Raw genomic sequence first — 16,029 nt, 5'->3', positions numbered from 1 at the left:
CGCCGAGCTATTCTGCGGGGATCAATCCGTTGACCGGCTCCAGGCCGCGCATGTCCTTGAGTTCCACCCGGATATTGTAATCGCTCGCCGCTTTGATGAAGTCCTGAATCGTCTCCATGATGTCCTGATCGATAAAGCCGGCGCGCGTGCCATCGATCACCAGATAACTGTTCTCCTCGACATTCTCGAGGTAGTTGCGCAGCTGCGCCTTATTGAGGAAGGACACATCCTTTTGCAGGCGCAGCAGGTAGTTCCGGCCATCGCGCGTGAGCGTGAACGCGGAGTGGTAATTCGCGCGCAACACGAAGAAGAGGCCCACGGCCATGCCAATCGCCATGCCTTTGAGGAGATCCGTCGAAAGAATGGCGCCGACCGTCACCGCGAAGGGTGCGAATTGATTAAAGCCCTTCTCATATTGATGAACGAAGAGCTTTGGCTTCGCGAGCTTGTAGCCGGTCAGGAGCAGCACCGCTGCAAGACAGGCGAGCGGAATCATGTTGAGCACGCTCGCCAGGAACATCGCGCTCAGCAACAGCAGCACGCCGTGGACAAATGACGCCACCTTGGTGTGTGCGCCAGCGTCGATGCTGGCGGAGCTGCGCACGATCACTGCGGTGATCGGCAATCCGCCCAACATGCCGCTCAGGAAATTGCCGACGCCTTGGGCTTTGAGCTCCTGATTGGTCGGCGCGATGCGCTTGAGCGGGTCGAGCTTATCGACCGCCTCGAGACTCAGTAGAGTTTCAAGGCTGCCGACCAGCGCCAAAGTGGCGGCGGTCACATAGATCTGGACGTCGATCAGCCGCGTAAGATCCGGAAAGCTGAGCTCCCGCGCGAAATCTATCGGTCCAAAGATGGCCGGAAGATTGACGAGATGCTGCGGCGCGATCGCCAAAGAGGGAAACAGCGTCTGAGCCACGATGTTATAGGCGACGCCAAACAGCACTGCGACAAGCGCGCCCGGCGCGAGCGAAAGGTAGCGATGCTTCTTGATGTAGGGCGTATCCCAAAGGAGCATGATCGCGAGGGAGACGACGCTGACGATCACCGCTCCCGTCGAAAAAGAGCGAAAGGCGTCAAAGATAAAGGAGAGATGCGTGTGGCTATCGTCCTCGAGGAACGACAAGTCAGCTTCCGCGTCGGCGTCGTAGCCGACCGCGTGCGGCAGTTGCTTCATGATCAGGATCAACCCGATCGCCGCGAGCATGCCTTTGATGACCGCCGAGGGAAAAAACGCGCCGATGACGCCCGCCCGCAGAAAGCCCATCCCCAATTGCAGGAGGCCCGACAGCGCCACCGCAAGCAGCATGGCGTCGAAGCCCAGTTTTTCGACCGCGGTCGCGACAATGACGGTCAGGCCTGCGGCAGGACCCGAAACGCTCAGCTGCGAACCGCTAAGGACAGAGACGACGAGCCCGCCGATAATCCCGGAAATGACGCCGGAAAAGGGCGGCGCGCCGGAAGCGACGGCAATGCCGAGGCACAACGGCACTGCGACGAGAAACACCACGACCCCCGCCGGAATATCATGATCGAGGTAGCGGACGTAGTAGTCGAGATGCCTCTTAAACACGCCTGAATTCTCCCTGTTGGCGTTTATGCCGCGCGGCCGGTTAGAAATCCTCGCCGCCATGTTGCTGATAGATGACGTCCACCTCGCTGCCCGGCGGCAATGTGATGAGCTGATGCAGGATTCCATCGTCGAGTCCGAACACCCAGCCGTGCAACATCGGCTGCTGGTCCTCTTTCCAGGCGGTCTGAACAATCGAAAATTGCGACAGACGCATCACCTGCTCGATCACATTGATTTCGACCAGTCGGTTGGCGCGTTCCGTCTGAGAGTTGAGCGCGTCGATCTCTTCTCTGTGCATCCGATAGACGTCTTTGATATGCATCAGCCATTTATTGAGCAGCGCCAGATCGGGGCGCTGTCGGTCGAGGGCGGCGCGAACGCCGCCGCAATTATAGTGACCGCAGACGATGACGTGTTGAACTTTGAGCACCTGCACAGCGTATTGAATGACGCTGAGACAGTTGAAGTCCGTGGCGATCACCTGATTGGCGATGTTGCGGTGCGCGAAAATCGCGCCTGGCAGCGCGTTGACGATGATGTCGGCGGGCACGCGGCTGTCGGAGCAGCCAATCCACAAGAATTCGGGCTTCTGATTGGCCGCGAGACGCTCGAAATAGCCGGGATCGCGCTCACGGACTTCTTCGGCCCAGGCTTTGTTCTCAAGCAACAGTTTTTCGAAGGATTTCATCACGCCCGTTTTCTTTCGGCCATCGCCTCAAAAGCGGTCTGGCTGCGACAGCAATGTGACAGCGACGGAAGCCGCTCGGACAGGAGCGCGAACTACGGCGATTATCGTCGGAGTCGAGCGCCCTCGCTCAAGCAGGATGAGTCTACGAAGGTCTCGAGGTCACCACAAGTGTCCGCCGGCTTATCGGCGCATGGGGCCACGCTCGTAAAACAGCCAAGGACGCCGCTAGCTTCGGCTGCCTATTTTTGTTGGGCCGCGCAGAGCTCCCGCCACACCTGCGGCAAGGCGGCGATGATATCGTCGGCGATCAGCCCAGGTCCAAAAATCTCGGCGGCGCGCGCATGCATCCAGGCGGCGCAGGACGCCGCGAGGAAGCCGTCCATGCGCTGCGCCAGCAAGCCGGCGATGACGCCGGTCAAGACGTCGCCTGAGCCTGCGGTGGCGAGCCAGGGCGTGGCATAAGCAAGAATCGAGGCGCGTCCGTCGGGCGCGGCGACGACCGTGTCCGCCCCCTTGAAAAGCACGACCGCGCCGCTGGCGCGCGCCGCCTCGCGCGCCTTGTCGAGTTTCGAGCGGCAGCCGCAGTCGTTCTCGCAAGCGGCGAAGAGCCGTGCGAACTCGCCGGCGTGCGGCGTCATCACCACCGGACCGGGCGCCGCGCGGGTTGCGCGCCACAGCCGCTCTGGATCGCCGGCGAAGCTCGAGAGCGCGTCCGCGTCGAGGACCGCGGCGCGGCGATAGGCCTGCGGCGCAAGCGCTGTTTCGACCTGTGCGCAGCTTTCCTCGCTGACGCCCAGCCCCGGACCGATGGCGACGGCGTTCTTTCGTTCATCGGAGAGAACCTTGGCGAGGCCCTTCGCCCCGTCGGCCGGCCGAACCATGACGGAGGTGAGCGCGCTGGCGTTGACCGCAAGCGCTTCGGTTGGGCTGGCGAGCGTCACGAGGCCCGCGCCGGCGCGCAAGGACGCAGCCGCCGAAAGCCGCGCGGCGCCTGTAAAGGAGGCGCCGCCCGAAACGACCAGCGCGTGGCCGCGCGAATATTTGTGCCCCTCGACTTGCGGCAGCGGCAGCGCGGCGCGCCAGAGCTGCGGCATATTGACGAAGGTTTCAACGCCCAGCGAATCGAGCGCGGAGGGTCGAATGCCGATATGCGTGCAGGTGAGCGCGCCGCAATGCAGACGGCCGGGCAGCAGCAGATGGCCGGTCTTCACGCGAAAGAAGGTGACGGTCGCGTCGGCCTCGACCGCCGCGCCGCGCACCGCGCCGGTCGTGCCGTCGACGCCGCTTGGAATATCGACGGCGACGACGTTCTGGCCGCTTTCGCGACGCCAGCGGTTCAGGCGGCGGACGAGCGCGCTGGCGTTCGAATCGAGATCGCGCGCGAGGCCGGTCCCAAACAGAGCGTCGATCACGAGGTCGACGCCGTCGAAGCTGCAGTCGAGCGCGGACGTGACGGGACAAGGCCAAGCGGCGGCCGCTTGCGCCGCATCGCCGCGCAATTGGTCGAGCGGGGTCAGGGAGGCGACGCGGACTTTATAGCGCAGCGCGCGCAGCAGCCGCGCCGCGACAAAACCGTCGCCGCCGTTGTTGCCAGGACCGCAGAGCACCAAGACCCGCCGTCCGCTGGTGCGTTGAAGAATTTGGCTGGTCGCCCGCGCGATCGCCGCGGCGGCGCTCTCCATCAGCGACATCGCCGGCACGCCGCTTTCGATCGTCAGGCGATCGGCGCGCGCCATTTGATCCGTCGTGAGGATTTCGAGCGGGAAACCGGAGGGCATGGCGCGATGGTGACCGAAGGCCGCCGCCCGCGCAATGGGCGCCGGCTCACAAGATGGACGCTGCGCTCGTGAATGCGGCGCCGCATTCCGCCGCGCCCCGCTTTCCGCTATGTCATCGATATGCTGACCGCCGCACTGATCGCCTTCGACTCTCCCGGCGCGCCGCTGCGCCGGGAGGCGGTGGCGCGCAGCCTTGGTTCGCTCGTCGACTCGTGCGTCCAGGGATTGATCGCCGACGCTCTGATCCTCGCCGCGCCGGGGCGAGGCCTGGACGGGATCGCCGACGAAGCCGGCTGCGCGCTGATCGAAACGCCGCAGGCCGCCGACGGCATGGCGCAGGCGCTGAAAGCGGCGCGGCGCGACCACCTTCTCCTTCTGCTGGCAGGTTTCGCCGTGGAGCGCGGCTTTGCCGAGGAAGCGCAGGATTTTTTCGCCTATGGCGATCCCAGCCGCGCCCGAACGCTTCGGCTGGCTCCGGATTCATTAGTCACCCGTCTTGCGCCAGGTCTGGCGCGTCCGGTCGGGCTCATTGCGCCAAAGAGCGCGCTCTCATCCGCCGAAGGCGCGGATCTGGCGCGACTCGTGCGACAGATGCGTGGCGCCGATCTGACGACCCGCGCCCGGCGAGTCTCGTAGCCAAGGGTTGGTCACTTTAGCGCGCGAATGTATCGCAGGCGTCAATGCTGCCCGTGCGCAAGCCTTTCAGCAGCCATTGCGCGCGCTGCGCCGCCGAGCCGTGCGTGAAACTATCCGGCACCACATAGCCGCGAGTGGCTTTTTGCTGCCGGTCGTCGCCGATCGCCTGCGCCGAAGCGACCGCCTGTTCGATGTCGCCTTCCTCGAGAATCGGCTTCTGCTTGTTGGCGTTATTGGCCCAGACTCCGGCGAGGCAATCGGCCATCAGCTCCGCGCGCACCGAAAGCGCATTGGCTTCCGAGCGGCTGCCCGCCAATTGCTGAGCCCGCTGGATTTTCGGCAGAATGCCCAGCAAATTTTGGACGTGATGGCCCATCTCATGGGAGATCACATAGGCATAGGCGAAATCGCCGCCCCCGCCGAAGCGCCGCTGCATGTCGCGAAAGAAGGACGTGTCGAGATAGATGCGCTGGTCGAGCGGACAATAGAACGGCCCCATCGCCGACTGCGCCGCGCCACAGCGCGACTGGGTGTAGCCGTTGAAGAGAACGAGCCGTGGCGGCTGGAAGCGCACGCCCTTTTGCTCAGGAAGCACTCGCGACCAGACCTGCTCGTTGGAGCCGACCACCTTTGCGACGAAGCGCCCCAGTTGATCGGTCGGCGCGCTTTGCCGCGGGGCCTCCTGGCGAGGCAATGCCACCTCGCGCTCCTGGCGCATATTGTTGATCATCTGCGCGCCGCCGATGAGAATCGCAGGATTGACGCCGAGCGCCCAGCCGATCAATCCGAGGATAACCATCGTGCCAAGGCCAATGCCGCCTGCGCCGACGCGGGGCCCGCCCCCCATCATCGACCCGCCGCCGCGGCGATCCTCGATATTCTCGGACGACTGGAGATCTTCCCATTTCATATTCGCGCGCTCCTGACCGGCGCCCGGGGGGCGCTGCTCGATGGCTATTTAAGCGAGCTTATCGGCTCTTGGTAGAGTTTATGCAGGCGGCGGCCGGCGCGCAGACGCCGACCGCAACGGTTCGGCGCGCAAACAGATGCGAAGTTTCACTTTAACTCGTCCAGCTGACGGCAGCCTCACGATGAAGCCTGTTGAAAATAAACGTCACGCTCAAACAATAGCGAGTTTTATTCATCACTATTTTATCTACATTGTAGGAGCTTCTTACTTTGCAGCCGCGCTTTGGCCAACGGCCGGCCTGAAGATTCGCAGCGTAGAACTCGCTCCCCTCGATCTCTTCGCGGTGAAGCTGCATGTTTCGCCGCCGACGCTCATGTTGGCGCTCCTGCTTTTCAACGCAGGGCTCTCCGCCCGGACCGCCGACATCAAAAACCTGCTGAGCCCGCCGACTCTCTTGGCGTCCGGATTGGCGGCCAATATTCTCGTGCCGCTGGCATTTATCGCCGCGATAAGCGGCACGCTCTTGTTTTGGCATAATCCCCAAGAGGTTCAACAGATCCTGGTTGGGCTCGCGCTGATCGCCTCCATGCCGATCGCGGGCGCTTCGACGGCTTGGTCGCAAAATGCGAATGGCAATCTCGCACTCAGCCTCTCGCTCGTGCTGCTGACGACGTTGCTCAGTCCGATACTGACGCCGCTTGTTCTGCACGGGGTCGGCTATGTGACCATCGGGGACTATTCCGAAGACCTGCACGAACTCGCCTCCGGCGGCGCATTCGCCTTTCTCGGCGCATGGGTCATCCTGCCGACGGTTTCAGGACTCGCGGTCAATCGGATCGTGGGACAAAAGGGCGTCGGAGCGGCGAGCCCTTACCTGAAGATCGCGAATATGATCGTCCTGGCGCTGCTCAATTATTCGAACGCCGCGCTGTCCCTGCCGAACGTCGTCGCTCACCCCGACTTGGATTTTTTGGCGGCGATTCTGGCGATCGTCGGCGGCTTATGCCTCGTGATGTTCGCTGCTGGCTACGGTCTCGCCCGGGCCTTGGACGCCACTCGGGCGGACACAGCTTCGATGATGTTTGGACTGGGGATGAATAACAACGGCACGGCGCTGGTGCTTGCCTCAACGGCCCTTGCCGAGCACCCGCAAGTGATGCTGCCGGTCATCCTCTATAACCTTGTCCAGCATTTTGCGGCGTCGCTCGTCGATCGCGCGGCATCTCGATCGTGATGAGCGAAACCGTCGCGCGTGTTCACGACGCGTCCCATTCCTTCGGCCACTCTTCCCGCAGCCGGCCGCCGAGCCGCACCGGCGAGATCATCGTCGCCAGACCGTCGGCGCCGATTTCGGCCGCCACGCCGCAGAAGGTGGCCTCGCCATTCGCGGGCTCATAGCGCGCGCCGGGCGTCTTGCGCAGGAACCGGCGAAGCGGCTCCTCCTTGTCCATGCCGACGACGGAGTCGTAATCGCCCGTCATGCCCGCGTCGGTCTGATAGCCGGTGCCTCCAGGCAGAATCTGCGCGTCAGCGGTCGGCGTATGCGTATGCGAGCCGACCACCACGGACGCGCGGCCGTCGACGAAATGCGCCATCGCCATTTTCTCGCTCGACGCCTCGGCGTGCATGTCGATAAAGATGGCGTCGCATCCGACGCCGAGCGGGCAGGCGCCAAGCTCGCGCTCAATGGAGGCAAAAGGATCGTCGAGCGCGTCCATGAAGACCCGGCCGATCGGATTGACGACGAGCACTTGCTGCCCGCGCGCCGCCGTATAGAGGCCGGCGCCGCGTCCCGGCGCTCCCGGCGGATAATTGATCGGGCGCAGCAGCCGCGGCTGGCGATCGATGAAGACCAGCGCCTCGCGCTGATCGAAGGCGTGATTGCCCAGCGTGACGCAATCGACGCCAAGGCCGAGCATTTCCTCGCAAATGGCTTCGGTGATGCCAAAGCCTCCGGCGGCGTTCTCGCCATTGGCGACGACGAAGTCGAGCGCCCATTTTTCGCGCAGCCGGGGGACAAAGCGCGACAAAGCCGCGCGGCCCGAACGGCCCAGAACGTCGCCGATGAAGAGAAAGCGGAGCGGCGGGGATTTTGACATAAGGCCTCATAGACCGCGCGCGCAGCGAGAGCAAAGCGCATCGGAGGTTGCGCGACGATGCAACCTTTCATAACTGGAGCCGGCTGATGTAACATCACGTTCCTTTGCGAGCCCCGCCAAAAATGCAAGACGCCGCCGAACGCCCCGCCGTCCAGACGCAAAAAGACGCGCCGGCGCGGCCTTACGTCGTTTTCGAAGACGGCCGCAGCGACGGACAGGCGCTGCTGTTCGAGGAGCCGGAGGAGATCATCGTCGCGCGTGCGGCGACAGACGTCGCGGCGGCGTTCGAACGCATGGAGGCGGCGACAAGGCGCGGCCTCTATCTCGCCGGCTACGCCGGCTACGAGCTCGGCTATGCGCTGGAGCCCAGATTCGCCGCTCAAGCGACGCCCGACGCGCAGACGCCGCTGCTCCTCTTCGGCGCGTTTCGGGCGTCGCGGCCCTGGTCGCTGCCGCCCGCCGAAAGCGCGGCGCCGAACATTCCGCTTTCCCCTGCCTGGACTCAGGAGGAGTACACGCAGCGATTCAACACGTGCCGAGACTATATTTTCGCCGGCGACGTTTATCAGATCAATCTCACCTTCCCGCTGTACGGACGCTATGACGGCGACGCGCTTTCGCTTTATCGCGGTCTTCGCAAGCGCCAGCCGGTCGCTTATGGCGGCGTCGTCGCGCTGGAAGCCGAAACCGTCGTGTCGCTCTCGCCGGAAGTCTTCTTCGAGGCGCAGGACCGCGACATTCGCGCCCGCCCGATGAAAGGCACTGCGCAGCGCGGCGTGATGCCGACCGAAGACATGGCGCGCGCGCAGCATCTCGTCGAAGACGAAAAATCGCGCGCTGAAAATCTGATGATCGTTGATCTTCTTCGAAATGATCTGTCGCGGCTCGCCGTCGTCGGCACGGTGAAAGTGACGGATCTTTTCACCATCCAGACCTATCCGACGCTGCATCAGATGACGTCGGGCATCGAGGCGCGGCTGCGCGACGACGTGACGCTGAAGGATCTGTTCACCGGACTTTTCCCGTGCGGCTCGGTGACCGGCGCGCCCAAGATCCGCGCGATGGAGATCATCCGCGATCTCGAATGCGCGGCGCGCGGCGTCTATTGCGGGGCGCTCGGCGTCATCGCGCCAGACGGCGACATTCGTTTCAACGTCGCGATCCGCACGCTGACCATTTTTCCGGAAGGCGACCTCGTCTGCAATGTCGGCTCCGCCGTCGTCGCCGACTCCCGCGCGCGCGAAGAGTATGAGGAATGTCTGATCAAGGCGCGCTTTCTGACGGGCGCGAGAACGACTTCGGCCTGATCGAAACGCTGCTGTGGACGCGCGACGAGGGCTTTGGACTCTTGCCGGAACATCTCGCGCGGCTTGCGGCTTCGAGCGCTGCGCTCGGCTTCGCCCATGATGACGCCCGCATCCGCGACGCGCTGAACGCCGCTGTCGCGGGGACGTCGAGCGGGCGCCTTCGCGCGCGGCTGGTTCTTGCCCGCGACGGAACGATCGAAACCAGCGTCACGCCGATCGAGCCGATTCCGCCCGATACCGTCTGGCGCGTCGCGGTCGCGAAACGGCGCTTTTCCTCCGTCGATCCGCTGTTGCGGCACAAGACGACGCGGCGCGCGCTCTATGAAGACGCGCTCACTGATGCGGCGCAGCGCTACGGGGCCGATGAAGTTCTCTTTCAAAACGAGCGCGACGAGCTTTGCGAAGCGGCGCGCTGCAACCTCTTCGCGCCTCGGGGCGACATTTTGCTGACCCCGCCGCTCTCCTGCGGCCTGCTGCCGGGAACGCTGCGCGCCGCGCTCATCGCGCAAGGGCGCGCCCGCGAGTCCATCCTGCGGCTTGAAGATATTTCGCAGTCAGAGTTTCTTCTCGGCAATTCGGTGCGCGGGCTGGTTCGCGCGCGACTTATCGAGTGACGCTTGTCTTACGTCTGTCCCGGTTTCAGCCGGTAGAAAATATGCCTGCCGATGACATCCATCTTTCGGAGCGCACGCGCCCAGCGCGGATGGGCGTAATTGGCGTGGTAATGCGTCGAACGGCCGACGTCGGAGATGTAGGTTCGACCAACCATGACCTCCTTGGCGACGCGCACCGCCTGTTCCCAGGCGTCGCCTTCGGTGATGCGGAGCGACTTGCCCTCGCAGGCGAAGGAGAATTGGCAGCCGCGATAGCGATGCCTGTTCTGATAGACGACGCCGCAGACGCTTGCGGGATAAAGCCCGCTCTGGACACGATTGAGCACGACCTGCGCGACGGCGGCCTGCCCCGCCTCGGGCTCGCTGCGGGCCTCGAAATAGACCGCTTCCGCCAGACAGCGAGCCTCCCGGCCAAGCTTTTCCGGATCGATCGAGGCGGCATAATCCGGACGTGATGCGCTCAACGCCTGGCCTGGCGTCGACAGCGCCAGCGTCGCGCCGGGGAAGGATGACACTTCGATGGGCACGGCGTCCGGCTGCGCCGGCGTCGAGGAGCCCAGCGCGACGGCGCGCGGCGTCTGCGGGGATGCGCCATGAAGGGCGCGTTCGGTCTGCGCCTCCCGCCCGAGGTCGCGGGGCGCGTCGGCGCCGGTCGGCGTCGAGATCGACGAACTTTGCGCCGGCGAGGCGGCCGCCATCGATTTTTGCGTCGTCGCCGGCTCCGGCGCGGAGCCCGCGTCCGCCTCTTCGAGCGCTTCGTCGCCCGGGGTTTTGCCGCGAGGCGCAAGCGGCGTCGCGGTCGGCCGCGTCGACTTGCCCTCAAGGCCAAAGGAAAGCGGCGGCGACTCGCTCAGCCCCAGATTCGCCGGCTGCGGCCGGCGGGTCTCGAAACCGGGCCGCATGGCGACCACCGGATCGCCCTTATGCCGCCGATCGACCTGGGGAAAATGCTTCACATCCGGCTTGAGATCGACATGCGGTTCGCGCTCGTCGGGGACTGCGCCGTTCTCCTCGGGGGCGCCAACATTGAGGCGCGCCTGCTGAATTTGCGCGCGGGTGGGGCCGTAGAACCCGTAATCGCCGCTTGCCGCCTCGCTGAAGCCGAGCGTCAGCGCCCCCGGCGCACGGGCCGCGAGCGGAGAAACGCGCCAGTCGGCGACGGGGTCCTGCCCGGCGACCGCGGTGAAGGAGACCAGCATGCCCACGCCAAGCGCCCATGGCGCCGTTACGCTAAAGACCCAGGGCGCAACCCCTCTGCGCACGAAACGCGTTCTCGACTGACGACGCATAGACTGATCCATGTGCGACGGCGCGTCTGGCAAGGCGCCGCGATTTGCGTCGCTCCGCCCCGGATGCGATCCTTCGTAAAATCTTATCGTTCATTAGCCTTGCGGAACCGTTGCCGGCGCGGCGCCGTCATCGTGCCAGAATGACGCAACGGCGCGATCATTCGCCGATCAGATGCAGCGCGACCTCGCGCCGGTGCGCCCGCCGGCGGTGCTCGAAAAGAAAGACGCCCTGCCAAGTTCCAAGCGCCAGCGCGCCGCCAATGAGGGGAATCGAGAGCTGCGTCTGCGTGAGCGCGGCGCGGATATGCGCCGGCATGTCGTCGGCGCCCTCCGTATGATGGGCGTAATCCGCGCCTTCGGGCGCGAGCCGCGCGAAGACGGCTTCGAGATCGCGCAAAACGGTGGGATCAGCGTTTTCCTGAATGAGCAGCGACGCGGAGGTGTGGCGACAGAACGCCGTCGCCAGCCCCTGCGTCATGCGCGCAGCGCGCGCAAAGTCGCGGACGGCCTCGGTAAATTCGTAAAATCCGCGCCCGGATGTCTCGATCCGCAGGATTCGGCTCGTTTGTCGCATGGAGCGAATGTGCGAAAGCGCATGGGAAAGTCCAGTCCCGCACGCTTTTTTGAACGCTTGTCTTGATTGCGCGCAAAGGTTAAGCGCGGCGTAAGGATGGAAGCTGATATGTCGGAACTGATCGATACGCTAATGAGCTGGGCCGCGTCCGATACGGGAAAGACGGTCGGCGGGGCGGCGCTGACGGCGCTCGCCTGGGCGGAAGCGTCGACCGTCGTCGGCGCCGCTTACATGAAGCGGATGATCCCGCTGCGCATCACGGCGATGCTCGGCAATGTGCTCGGCGTGACCTTGGGGCTGATCATCGCCAGCCCGCCGACGATCGCCAAACACGCCATCAACCTGCCGCTCAACTTCACCCGCATGCGCGAAATGCGCAAGCTCATCGCCAGCGTGCGCGAAGCCAACGGCAGCGACCTGAACATCGAATGGCTGAAGCCCTTCATGCATCCGCGCACGCTGCGACGCGGCGAAGCGGTCTTCATGAAGGGCGACGCAGCCGCCGAGGCCTTTGTCGTGGTCGAAGGAAATGTCGAAATCGTCGAACGCGACGCGCTTCTCTCGCCTGGCGCCATTTTCGGCGAGATGGCGCTATTTACGACAAACGGCAAACGCACCGCGACGGCGCGCTGCAAGAGCGACGTCAGTCTGCTCGTCATCACCTATGAGCAGTTCGAACAGCTCTATTTTCAAAACCCCGAATTCGGCCTTTATCTCGTGCGGCTGATCGTGCGCCGCTTCGAGATGAATCACCGCGAGCAGGAGCTGGAGAGCGCGTGAGGCGCGGCGTCTCTCCTGCGTGGATGGCCGGGACAAGCCCGGCCATGACGAGCCGGCGAGACGCGTTTCTTTAGCGCTGCTCTTCGAGCAGGATCACGCCGTGCTCGACGCCTTCTCGCCGAGCGCCGCCTGCGCCGCGGCGAGCCGCGCGATCGGCACGCGGAACGGCGAACAGGACACATAGTCGAAGCCGATCTTGTCGAAGAAGGCGACGGAAACCGGATCGCCGCCATGCTCGCCGCAGACGCCGAGCGTAATCGTCGGATTTGCGGCGCGGGCGCGTTTGCAGCCGAGCTCGACGAGTTCGCCGACGCCTTCCTGATCGATCGTCACAAAGGGGTCGGCCGGCAGCAGCCCCTTTTCGACATAGGCGTTGAGGAAGGAGCCCGAATCGTCGCGCGAAATGCCGAGCGTCGTTTGCGTCAGGTCGTTGGTGCCGAAGGAGAAGAAATCCGCTGACGGGGCGATGTCGCCGGCGCGCAGCGCCGCCCGCGGCAATTCGATCATGGTGCCGACGTGGTAATTCGGCCTGATCCCGGTTTCGCCCTCGACGAGCTTCGCCATTTCGGCGACGCGCGCCTTGACGAGATCGAGCTCCGCGCGTGTGAAGACGAGCGGCGCCATGATCTCGATGTCGACGGGTTCGCCCGTCGAAAGGCTGGCTTCGATCGCCGCCTCGAAAATCGCGCGCGCCTGCATGTCGACGATCTCGGGGAAGATGACGGCGAGCCGCACGCCGCGAAAGCCGAGCATCGGATTGAATTCCGAAAGCTGCGCAGCGCGGCGGCGCAGTTTCACTGGATCGGCGCCCATCGCCCGCGCCACGGCGGCGATCTCGGCATCCGAATGCGGCAGGAATTCATGCAGCGGCGGATCGAGCAGACGGATCGTGACCGGCAGGCCCGACATGATCTCGAACAGCTGCTTGAAGTCCTCGCGCTGCATGGGCAGCAGTTTCGCCAGCGCGAGGCGGCGCCCTTCAGCGTCATCGGCGAGGATCATCTCGCGCACCGCGACGATGCGCTCGCCTTCGAAAAACATGTGCTCGGTGCGCGCCAGACCAATTCCCTCGGCGCCGAAACGACGGGCGGCGCGCGCGTCTGACGGCGTTTCGGCGTTGGCGCGGATTTTCAGCCGCCGTTTCTGGTCCGCCCAGGACATCAGCACGGCGAATTCGCCGGTGAGCTCCGGCCGCTGCATCTTCACTTCGCCGGCGATCACCTGGCCGGCGGAGCCGTCGATGGTGATGCGGTCGCCCTTGCCGAAACGCTTGCCGGCGACGGTGAAGCTCTGGTCCTCATAATCGATGCGCAGCGCGCCGGCGCCGGTGACGCAAGGCTTGCCCATGCCGCGCGCCACGACGGCGGCGTGCGAGGTCATGCCGCCGCGCGCAGTGAGAATGCCTTCCGCCCCATGCATGCCGGTGATGTCTTCGGGACTCGTCTCGATGCGCACGAGGATGATCTTGCGGCCGTTCGAGGCGAGCTTTGCGGCTTCTTCCGGATCGAAGACGATTTCGCCGACAGCCGCGCCCGGCGAAGCGGGGAGACCCGTCGCGAGAATATTGCGCTTCGCCGCGGGATCGATCGTCGGATGCAGCAATTGTTCCAGCGACTGCGGCTCGACGCGCGTGAGCGCCTCATCCTTGCCGATGAGGCCTTCGCGGGCCATGTCGACGGCGAGCTTGAGCGCCGCGCGGGCGGTGCGTTTGCCGGCGCGTGTCTGCAGCATCCATAATTTCCCCCGCTCGACCGTAAACTCCATGTCCTGCATGTCGCGGAAATGGCGTTCGAGCTTGTCGGCGTAGCCTTTGAATTCGGCGAAGATCGCCGGCATCGCCGCTTCGAGCGAAATCTTCTCGAAACCGGAGGCGTGGCTCGCGGCTTGGGCGATCGGCTGCGGCGTGCGAATGCCGGCGACGACGTCTTCGCCCTGCGCATTGATGAGATATTCGCCATAGAGCTCGCGCACGCCGGTCGAAGGGTTGCGCGTGAAGGCGACGCCGGTCGCCGACTGCGCGCCCATATTGCCGAACACCATCGCCTGAATACTGACGGCGGTGCCCCAGCTTTCGGGGATGTTGTGCAGGCCGCGATAGACGATGGCGCGATTGTTCATCCAGGATGAAAACACCGCCTTGATCGCGCCCCACAACTGCTCGCGCGGATCCTGTGGGAAGCTCTTGCCGGCGGCCTGTTCGACGATCGCCTTATATTGCGCGGCGACCGTGCGCCAATCGTCGGCCGTCAGCTGCGTATCGAGCGCGAAGCCCTTGCTCTCCTTGATTCTCTCCAGCGCGTCCTCGAACTCGTGATGTTCGACGCCGAGCACGACGCTAGAATACATTTCGATGAAGCGTCTGTAGCAGTCCCAGGCGAAGCGTTCGTCGCCGGAGTTGTGCGCGATCGCTTCCACGGTCTCGTCGTTGAGACCGAGATTGAGCACCGTGTCCATCATCCCGGGCATTGAGGCGCGGGCGCCCGAACGCACCGAGACGAGCAGCGGCTGCTGCGGGTCTTCGAAGGCGTGCCCGGCGACGCGGCCGATATCGGCAAGCGCTGCGTCGACCTGCCCGGCTAGATCGGCGGGAAAGGTCTTGCCGTTGGCGTAAAAATAGGCGCAGACCTCGGTGGTGATGGTGAAGCCGGGCGGCACTGGCAGTCCGAGGGCCGCCATTTCAGCGAGATTGGCTCCCTTGCCGCCCAAAAGCTCTTTCATCGACGCCGATCCTTCGGACCGACCGGCGCTGAAACTATACACCCACTTGGTCATACCTATTTCGTCCGGAAAGAGAGGCGGGCGCGGGACGCGCCGCGCCTTGGCGGTCTTGGGCGCTTCCGGCCGCGCCGCGGCCGCCGACGCCCCGCCTGCGCGGATCATCAAGCGCGCCGGAAGTTACGCTCAAATGACGCGCGTCCACAAGTTGGCGCATGACTCCTTGAGCGCTATTTTGGCCAGCGAGCGAAGAAATCCAGCCGAGGTCGCGCGGTGATGAAAAGCGAACAGGATGACGCGCCGCGTCCCGCGGCTTTCGAGATCGGCCAACCGCTCGATCTTCTGTCCGTCGCCGAACTCGACGAGCGCATCGAACGACTACGGCAGGAGATCGCCCGGCTTGAGGCCAAGCGCGCGGCCAAACAAGCGGCAAGCGCGGCGGCGGAAGCGTTCTTCCGGAAATAGCCTCTTACCGGCGCAGGGCTATCGGGTGAAGGGCTTCCTCATCCTTGTAACTTAAACCGTGGCGGATCGGCTAACATTGCCGCTGCGGTGGCGGACGGGACGCCGGCTCATCCTCGGGCGATCGAGCCCGTTCCTCAGCTTGGCCGCCCGTCTGCCGTTCCATCGAACCCGAACAGTCGCTTGGGCCGCGCGAAGCGAAGCCCGCTTAGGCAAGGACGGGACATGATGGACGCTGTGTATGTCGGGATCGATGTTTCCAAAGACCGGCTTGATGTGCATGCGCTTCCGCAAGGCGCGGCCTTTATGGTGGCGCGTAATGGCGAAGGCGTTGCGCAGCTCGTCGAACGGCTAAAAGGGCTGTCGCCCGCGCTGATCGCGCTCGAAGCCACCGGCGGCTTCGAGACCGTGGTCGCTGCGGCGCTTGCCGCCGCCTCTCTGCCCATCGTCGTCGTCAATCCGGCGCAGGTGCGTCACTTTGCGCAGGCGCTTGGTCGGCGCGCCAAGACCGATCCGATCGACGCCGCGGTCATCGCGCGCTTCGCGCAAGCGACGCGACCCGCCGCGCGTCCGCTGCCCGACGAAATGACGCAGCTTCTCGCCG

15 protein-coding genes are annotated in these 16,029 nt (G+C 64.6%); 7 read left to right on the top strand and 8 right to left on the bottom strand.

Annotation, left to right across the window (positions count from 1 at the left end):
• Positions 1–7: 7 nt before the first annotated feature.
• From IYX23_RS06525 to IYX23_RS06515, 3 genes are all read right to left on the bottom strand, one after another.
• Entirely contained in the window at positions 8–1,573 is a 1,566-nt protein-coding gene (locus tag IYX23_RS06525) for a SulP family inorganic anion transporter (protein ID WP_196394747.1), read from the bottom strand.
• 40 nt (positions 1,574–1,613) lie between these two features.
• A complete protein-coding gene (locus IYX23_RS06520; RefSeq protein WP_196394783.1) occupies positions 1,614–2,261 on the bottom strand; it encodes a carbonic anhydrase in 648 nt (215 codons plus the stop codon).
• Between the two features lie 239 nt (positions 2,262–2,500).
• Positions 2,501–4,039 carry an NAD(P)H-hydrate dehydratase gene (locus IYX23_RS06515; RefSeq protein ID WP_196394748.1) on the bottom strand — a complete coding sequence of 513 codons (1,539 nt, stop codon included), beginning with the start codon at positions 4,037–4,039 and terminating at the stop codon, positions 2,501–2,503.
• Positions 4,040–4,111: 72 nt separating this feature from the next.
• Between IYX23_RS06515 and IYX23_RS06510 the strand changes: the two genes are divergently transcribed.
• Positions 4,112–4,675 carry a transposase gene (locus tag IYX23_RS06510; protein WP_246716538.1) on the top strand — a complete coding sequence of 188 codons (564 nt, stop codon included), beginning with the start codon at positions 4,112–4,114 and terminating at the stop codon, positions 4,673–4,675.
• Between the two features lie 16 nt (positions 4,676–4,691).
• On the opposite strand, the gene IYX23_RS06505 is transcribed toward IYX23_RS06510, so the two are convergent.
• The gene (locus IYX23_RS06505) at positions 4,692–5,585 is read right to left on the bottom strand and encodes a neutral zinc metallopeptidase (RefSeq protein ID WP_196394749.1); all 894 of its coding nucleotides are present in this window, start codon (positions 5,583–5,585) and stop codon (positions 4,692–4,694) included.
• A gap of 181 nt (positions 5,586–5,766) precedes the next feature.
• Between IYX23_RS06505 and IYX23_RS06500 the strand changes: the two genes are divergently transcribed.
• Entirely contained in the window at positions 5,767–6,819 is a 1,053-nt protein-coding gene (locus IYX23_RS06500) for a bile acid:sodium symporter (RefSeq protein WP_246716537.1), read from the top strand.
• Between the two features lie 22 nt (positions 6,820–6,841).
• Here the strand turns inward: IYX23_RS06500 and IYX23_RS06495 are convergent, their stop codons facing one another.
• A complete protein-coding gene (locus IYX23_RS06495; RefSeq protein WP_196394750.1) occupies positions 6,842–7,684 on the bottom strand; it encodes a TIGR00282 family metallophosphoesterase in 843 nt (280 codons plus the stop codon).
• A gap of 122 nt (positions 7,685–7,806) precedes the next feature.
• Between IYX23_RS06495 and IYX23_RS06490 the strand changes: the two genes are divergently transcribed.
• Together IYX23_RS06490 and IYX23_RS06485 are read left to right on the top strand one after the other, a co-directional pair.
• Positions 7,807–8,991: an aminodeoxychorismate synthase component I gene (locus tag IYX23_RS06490; protein ID WP_196394751.1), complete on the top strand. Its 1,185-nt coding sequence runs from the start codon at positions 7,807–7,809 to the stop codon at positions 8,989–8,991.
• Positions 8,940–9,605, top strand: coding sequence for an aminotransferase class IV (locus IYX23_RS06485; RefSeq protein ID WP_196394752.1), 666 nt, complete (start codon positions 8,940–8,942; stop codon positions 9,603–9,605). Before IYX23_RS06490 ends, IYX23_RS06485 begins: the two co-directional genes overlap by 52 nt.
• An 8-nt stretch (positions 9,606–9,613) precedes the next feature.
• Here IYX23_RS06485 and IYX23_RS06480 read toward each other — a convergent pair whose 3' ends face one another.
• Positions 9,614–10,894 (bottom strand): cell wall hydrolase, encoded by a 1,281-nt coding sequence (locus IYX23_RS06480; protein ID WP_246716536.1) that lies wholly within the window; start codon positions 10,892–10,894, stop codon positions 9,614–9,616.
• Positions 10,895–11,051: 157 nt separating this feature from the next.
• Positions 11,052–11,468, bottom strand: a complete 417-nt coding sequence (locus IYX23_RS06475; protein ID WP_196394754.1) for a secondary thiamine-phosphate synthase enzyme YjbQ — start codon at positions 11,466–11,468, stop codon at positions 11,052–11,054.
• A gap of 108 nt (positions 11,469–11,576) precedes the next feature.
• Here IYX23_RS06475 and IYX23_RS06470 point away from each other — a divergent pair, with 108 nt between their 5' ends.
• On the top strand, positions 11,577–12,248 hold the full coding sequence (locus tag IYX23_RS06470; RefSeq protein ID WP_196394755.1) for a cyclic nucleotide-binding domain-containing protein: 672 nt from the start codon (positions 11,577–11,579) through the stop codon (positions 12,246–12,248).
• Between the two features lie 93 nt (positions 12,249–12,341).
• Here the strand turns inward: IYX23_RS06470 and ppdK are convergent, their stop codons facing one another.
• On the bottom strand, positions 12,342–15,020 hold the full coding sequence (gene ppdK, locus IYX23_RS06465; protein WP_196394756.1) for a pyruvate, phosphate dikinase: 2,679 nt from the start codon (positions 15,018–15,020) through the stop codon (positions 12,342–12,344).
• A 219-nt stretch (positions 15,021–15,239) separates the two neighbouring features.
• Between ppdK and IYX23_RS06460 the strand changes: the two genes are divergently transcribed.
• Both IYX23_RS06460 and IYX23_RS06455 read left to right on the top strand, forming a co-directional pair.
• Positions 15,240–15,428 carry a DUF1192 domain-containing protein gene (locus IYX23_RS06460; RefSeq protein WP_124739102.1) on the top strand — a complete coding sequence of 63 codons (189 nt, stop codon included), beginning with the start codon at positions 15,240–15,242 and terminating at the stop codon, positions 15,426–15,428.
• Between the two features lie 225 nt (positions 15,429–15,653).
• Positions 15,654–16,029: transposase (locus IYX23_RS06455; RefSeq protein WP_196398837.1), on the top strand; the 376-nt coding region annotated here is incomplete at its 3' end.

The sequence above is a fragment of the Methylocystis sp. L43 genome, assembly GCF_015709525.1.
Classification (GTDB): Bacteria; Pseudomonadota; Alphaproteobacteria; order Rhizobiales; family Beijerinckiaceae; genus Methylocystis.
Note: the sequence above shows the minus strand (reverse complement) of the source record. Positions and strands in the feature narration are given on the sequence as shown.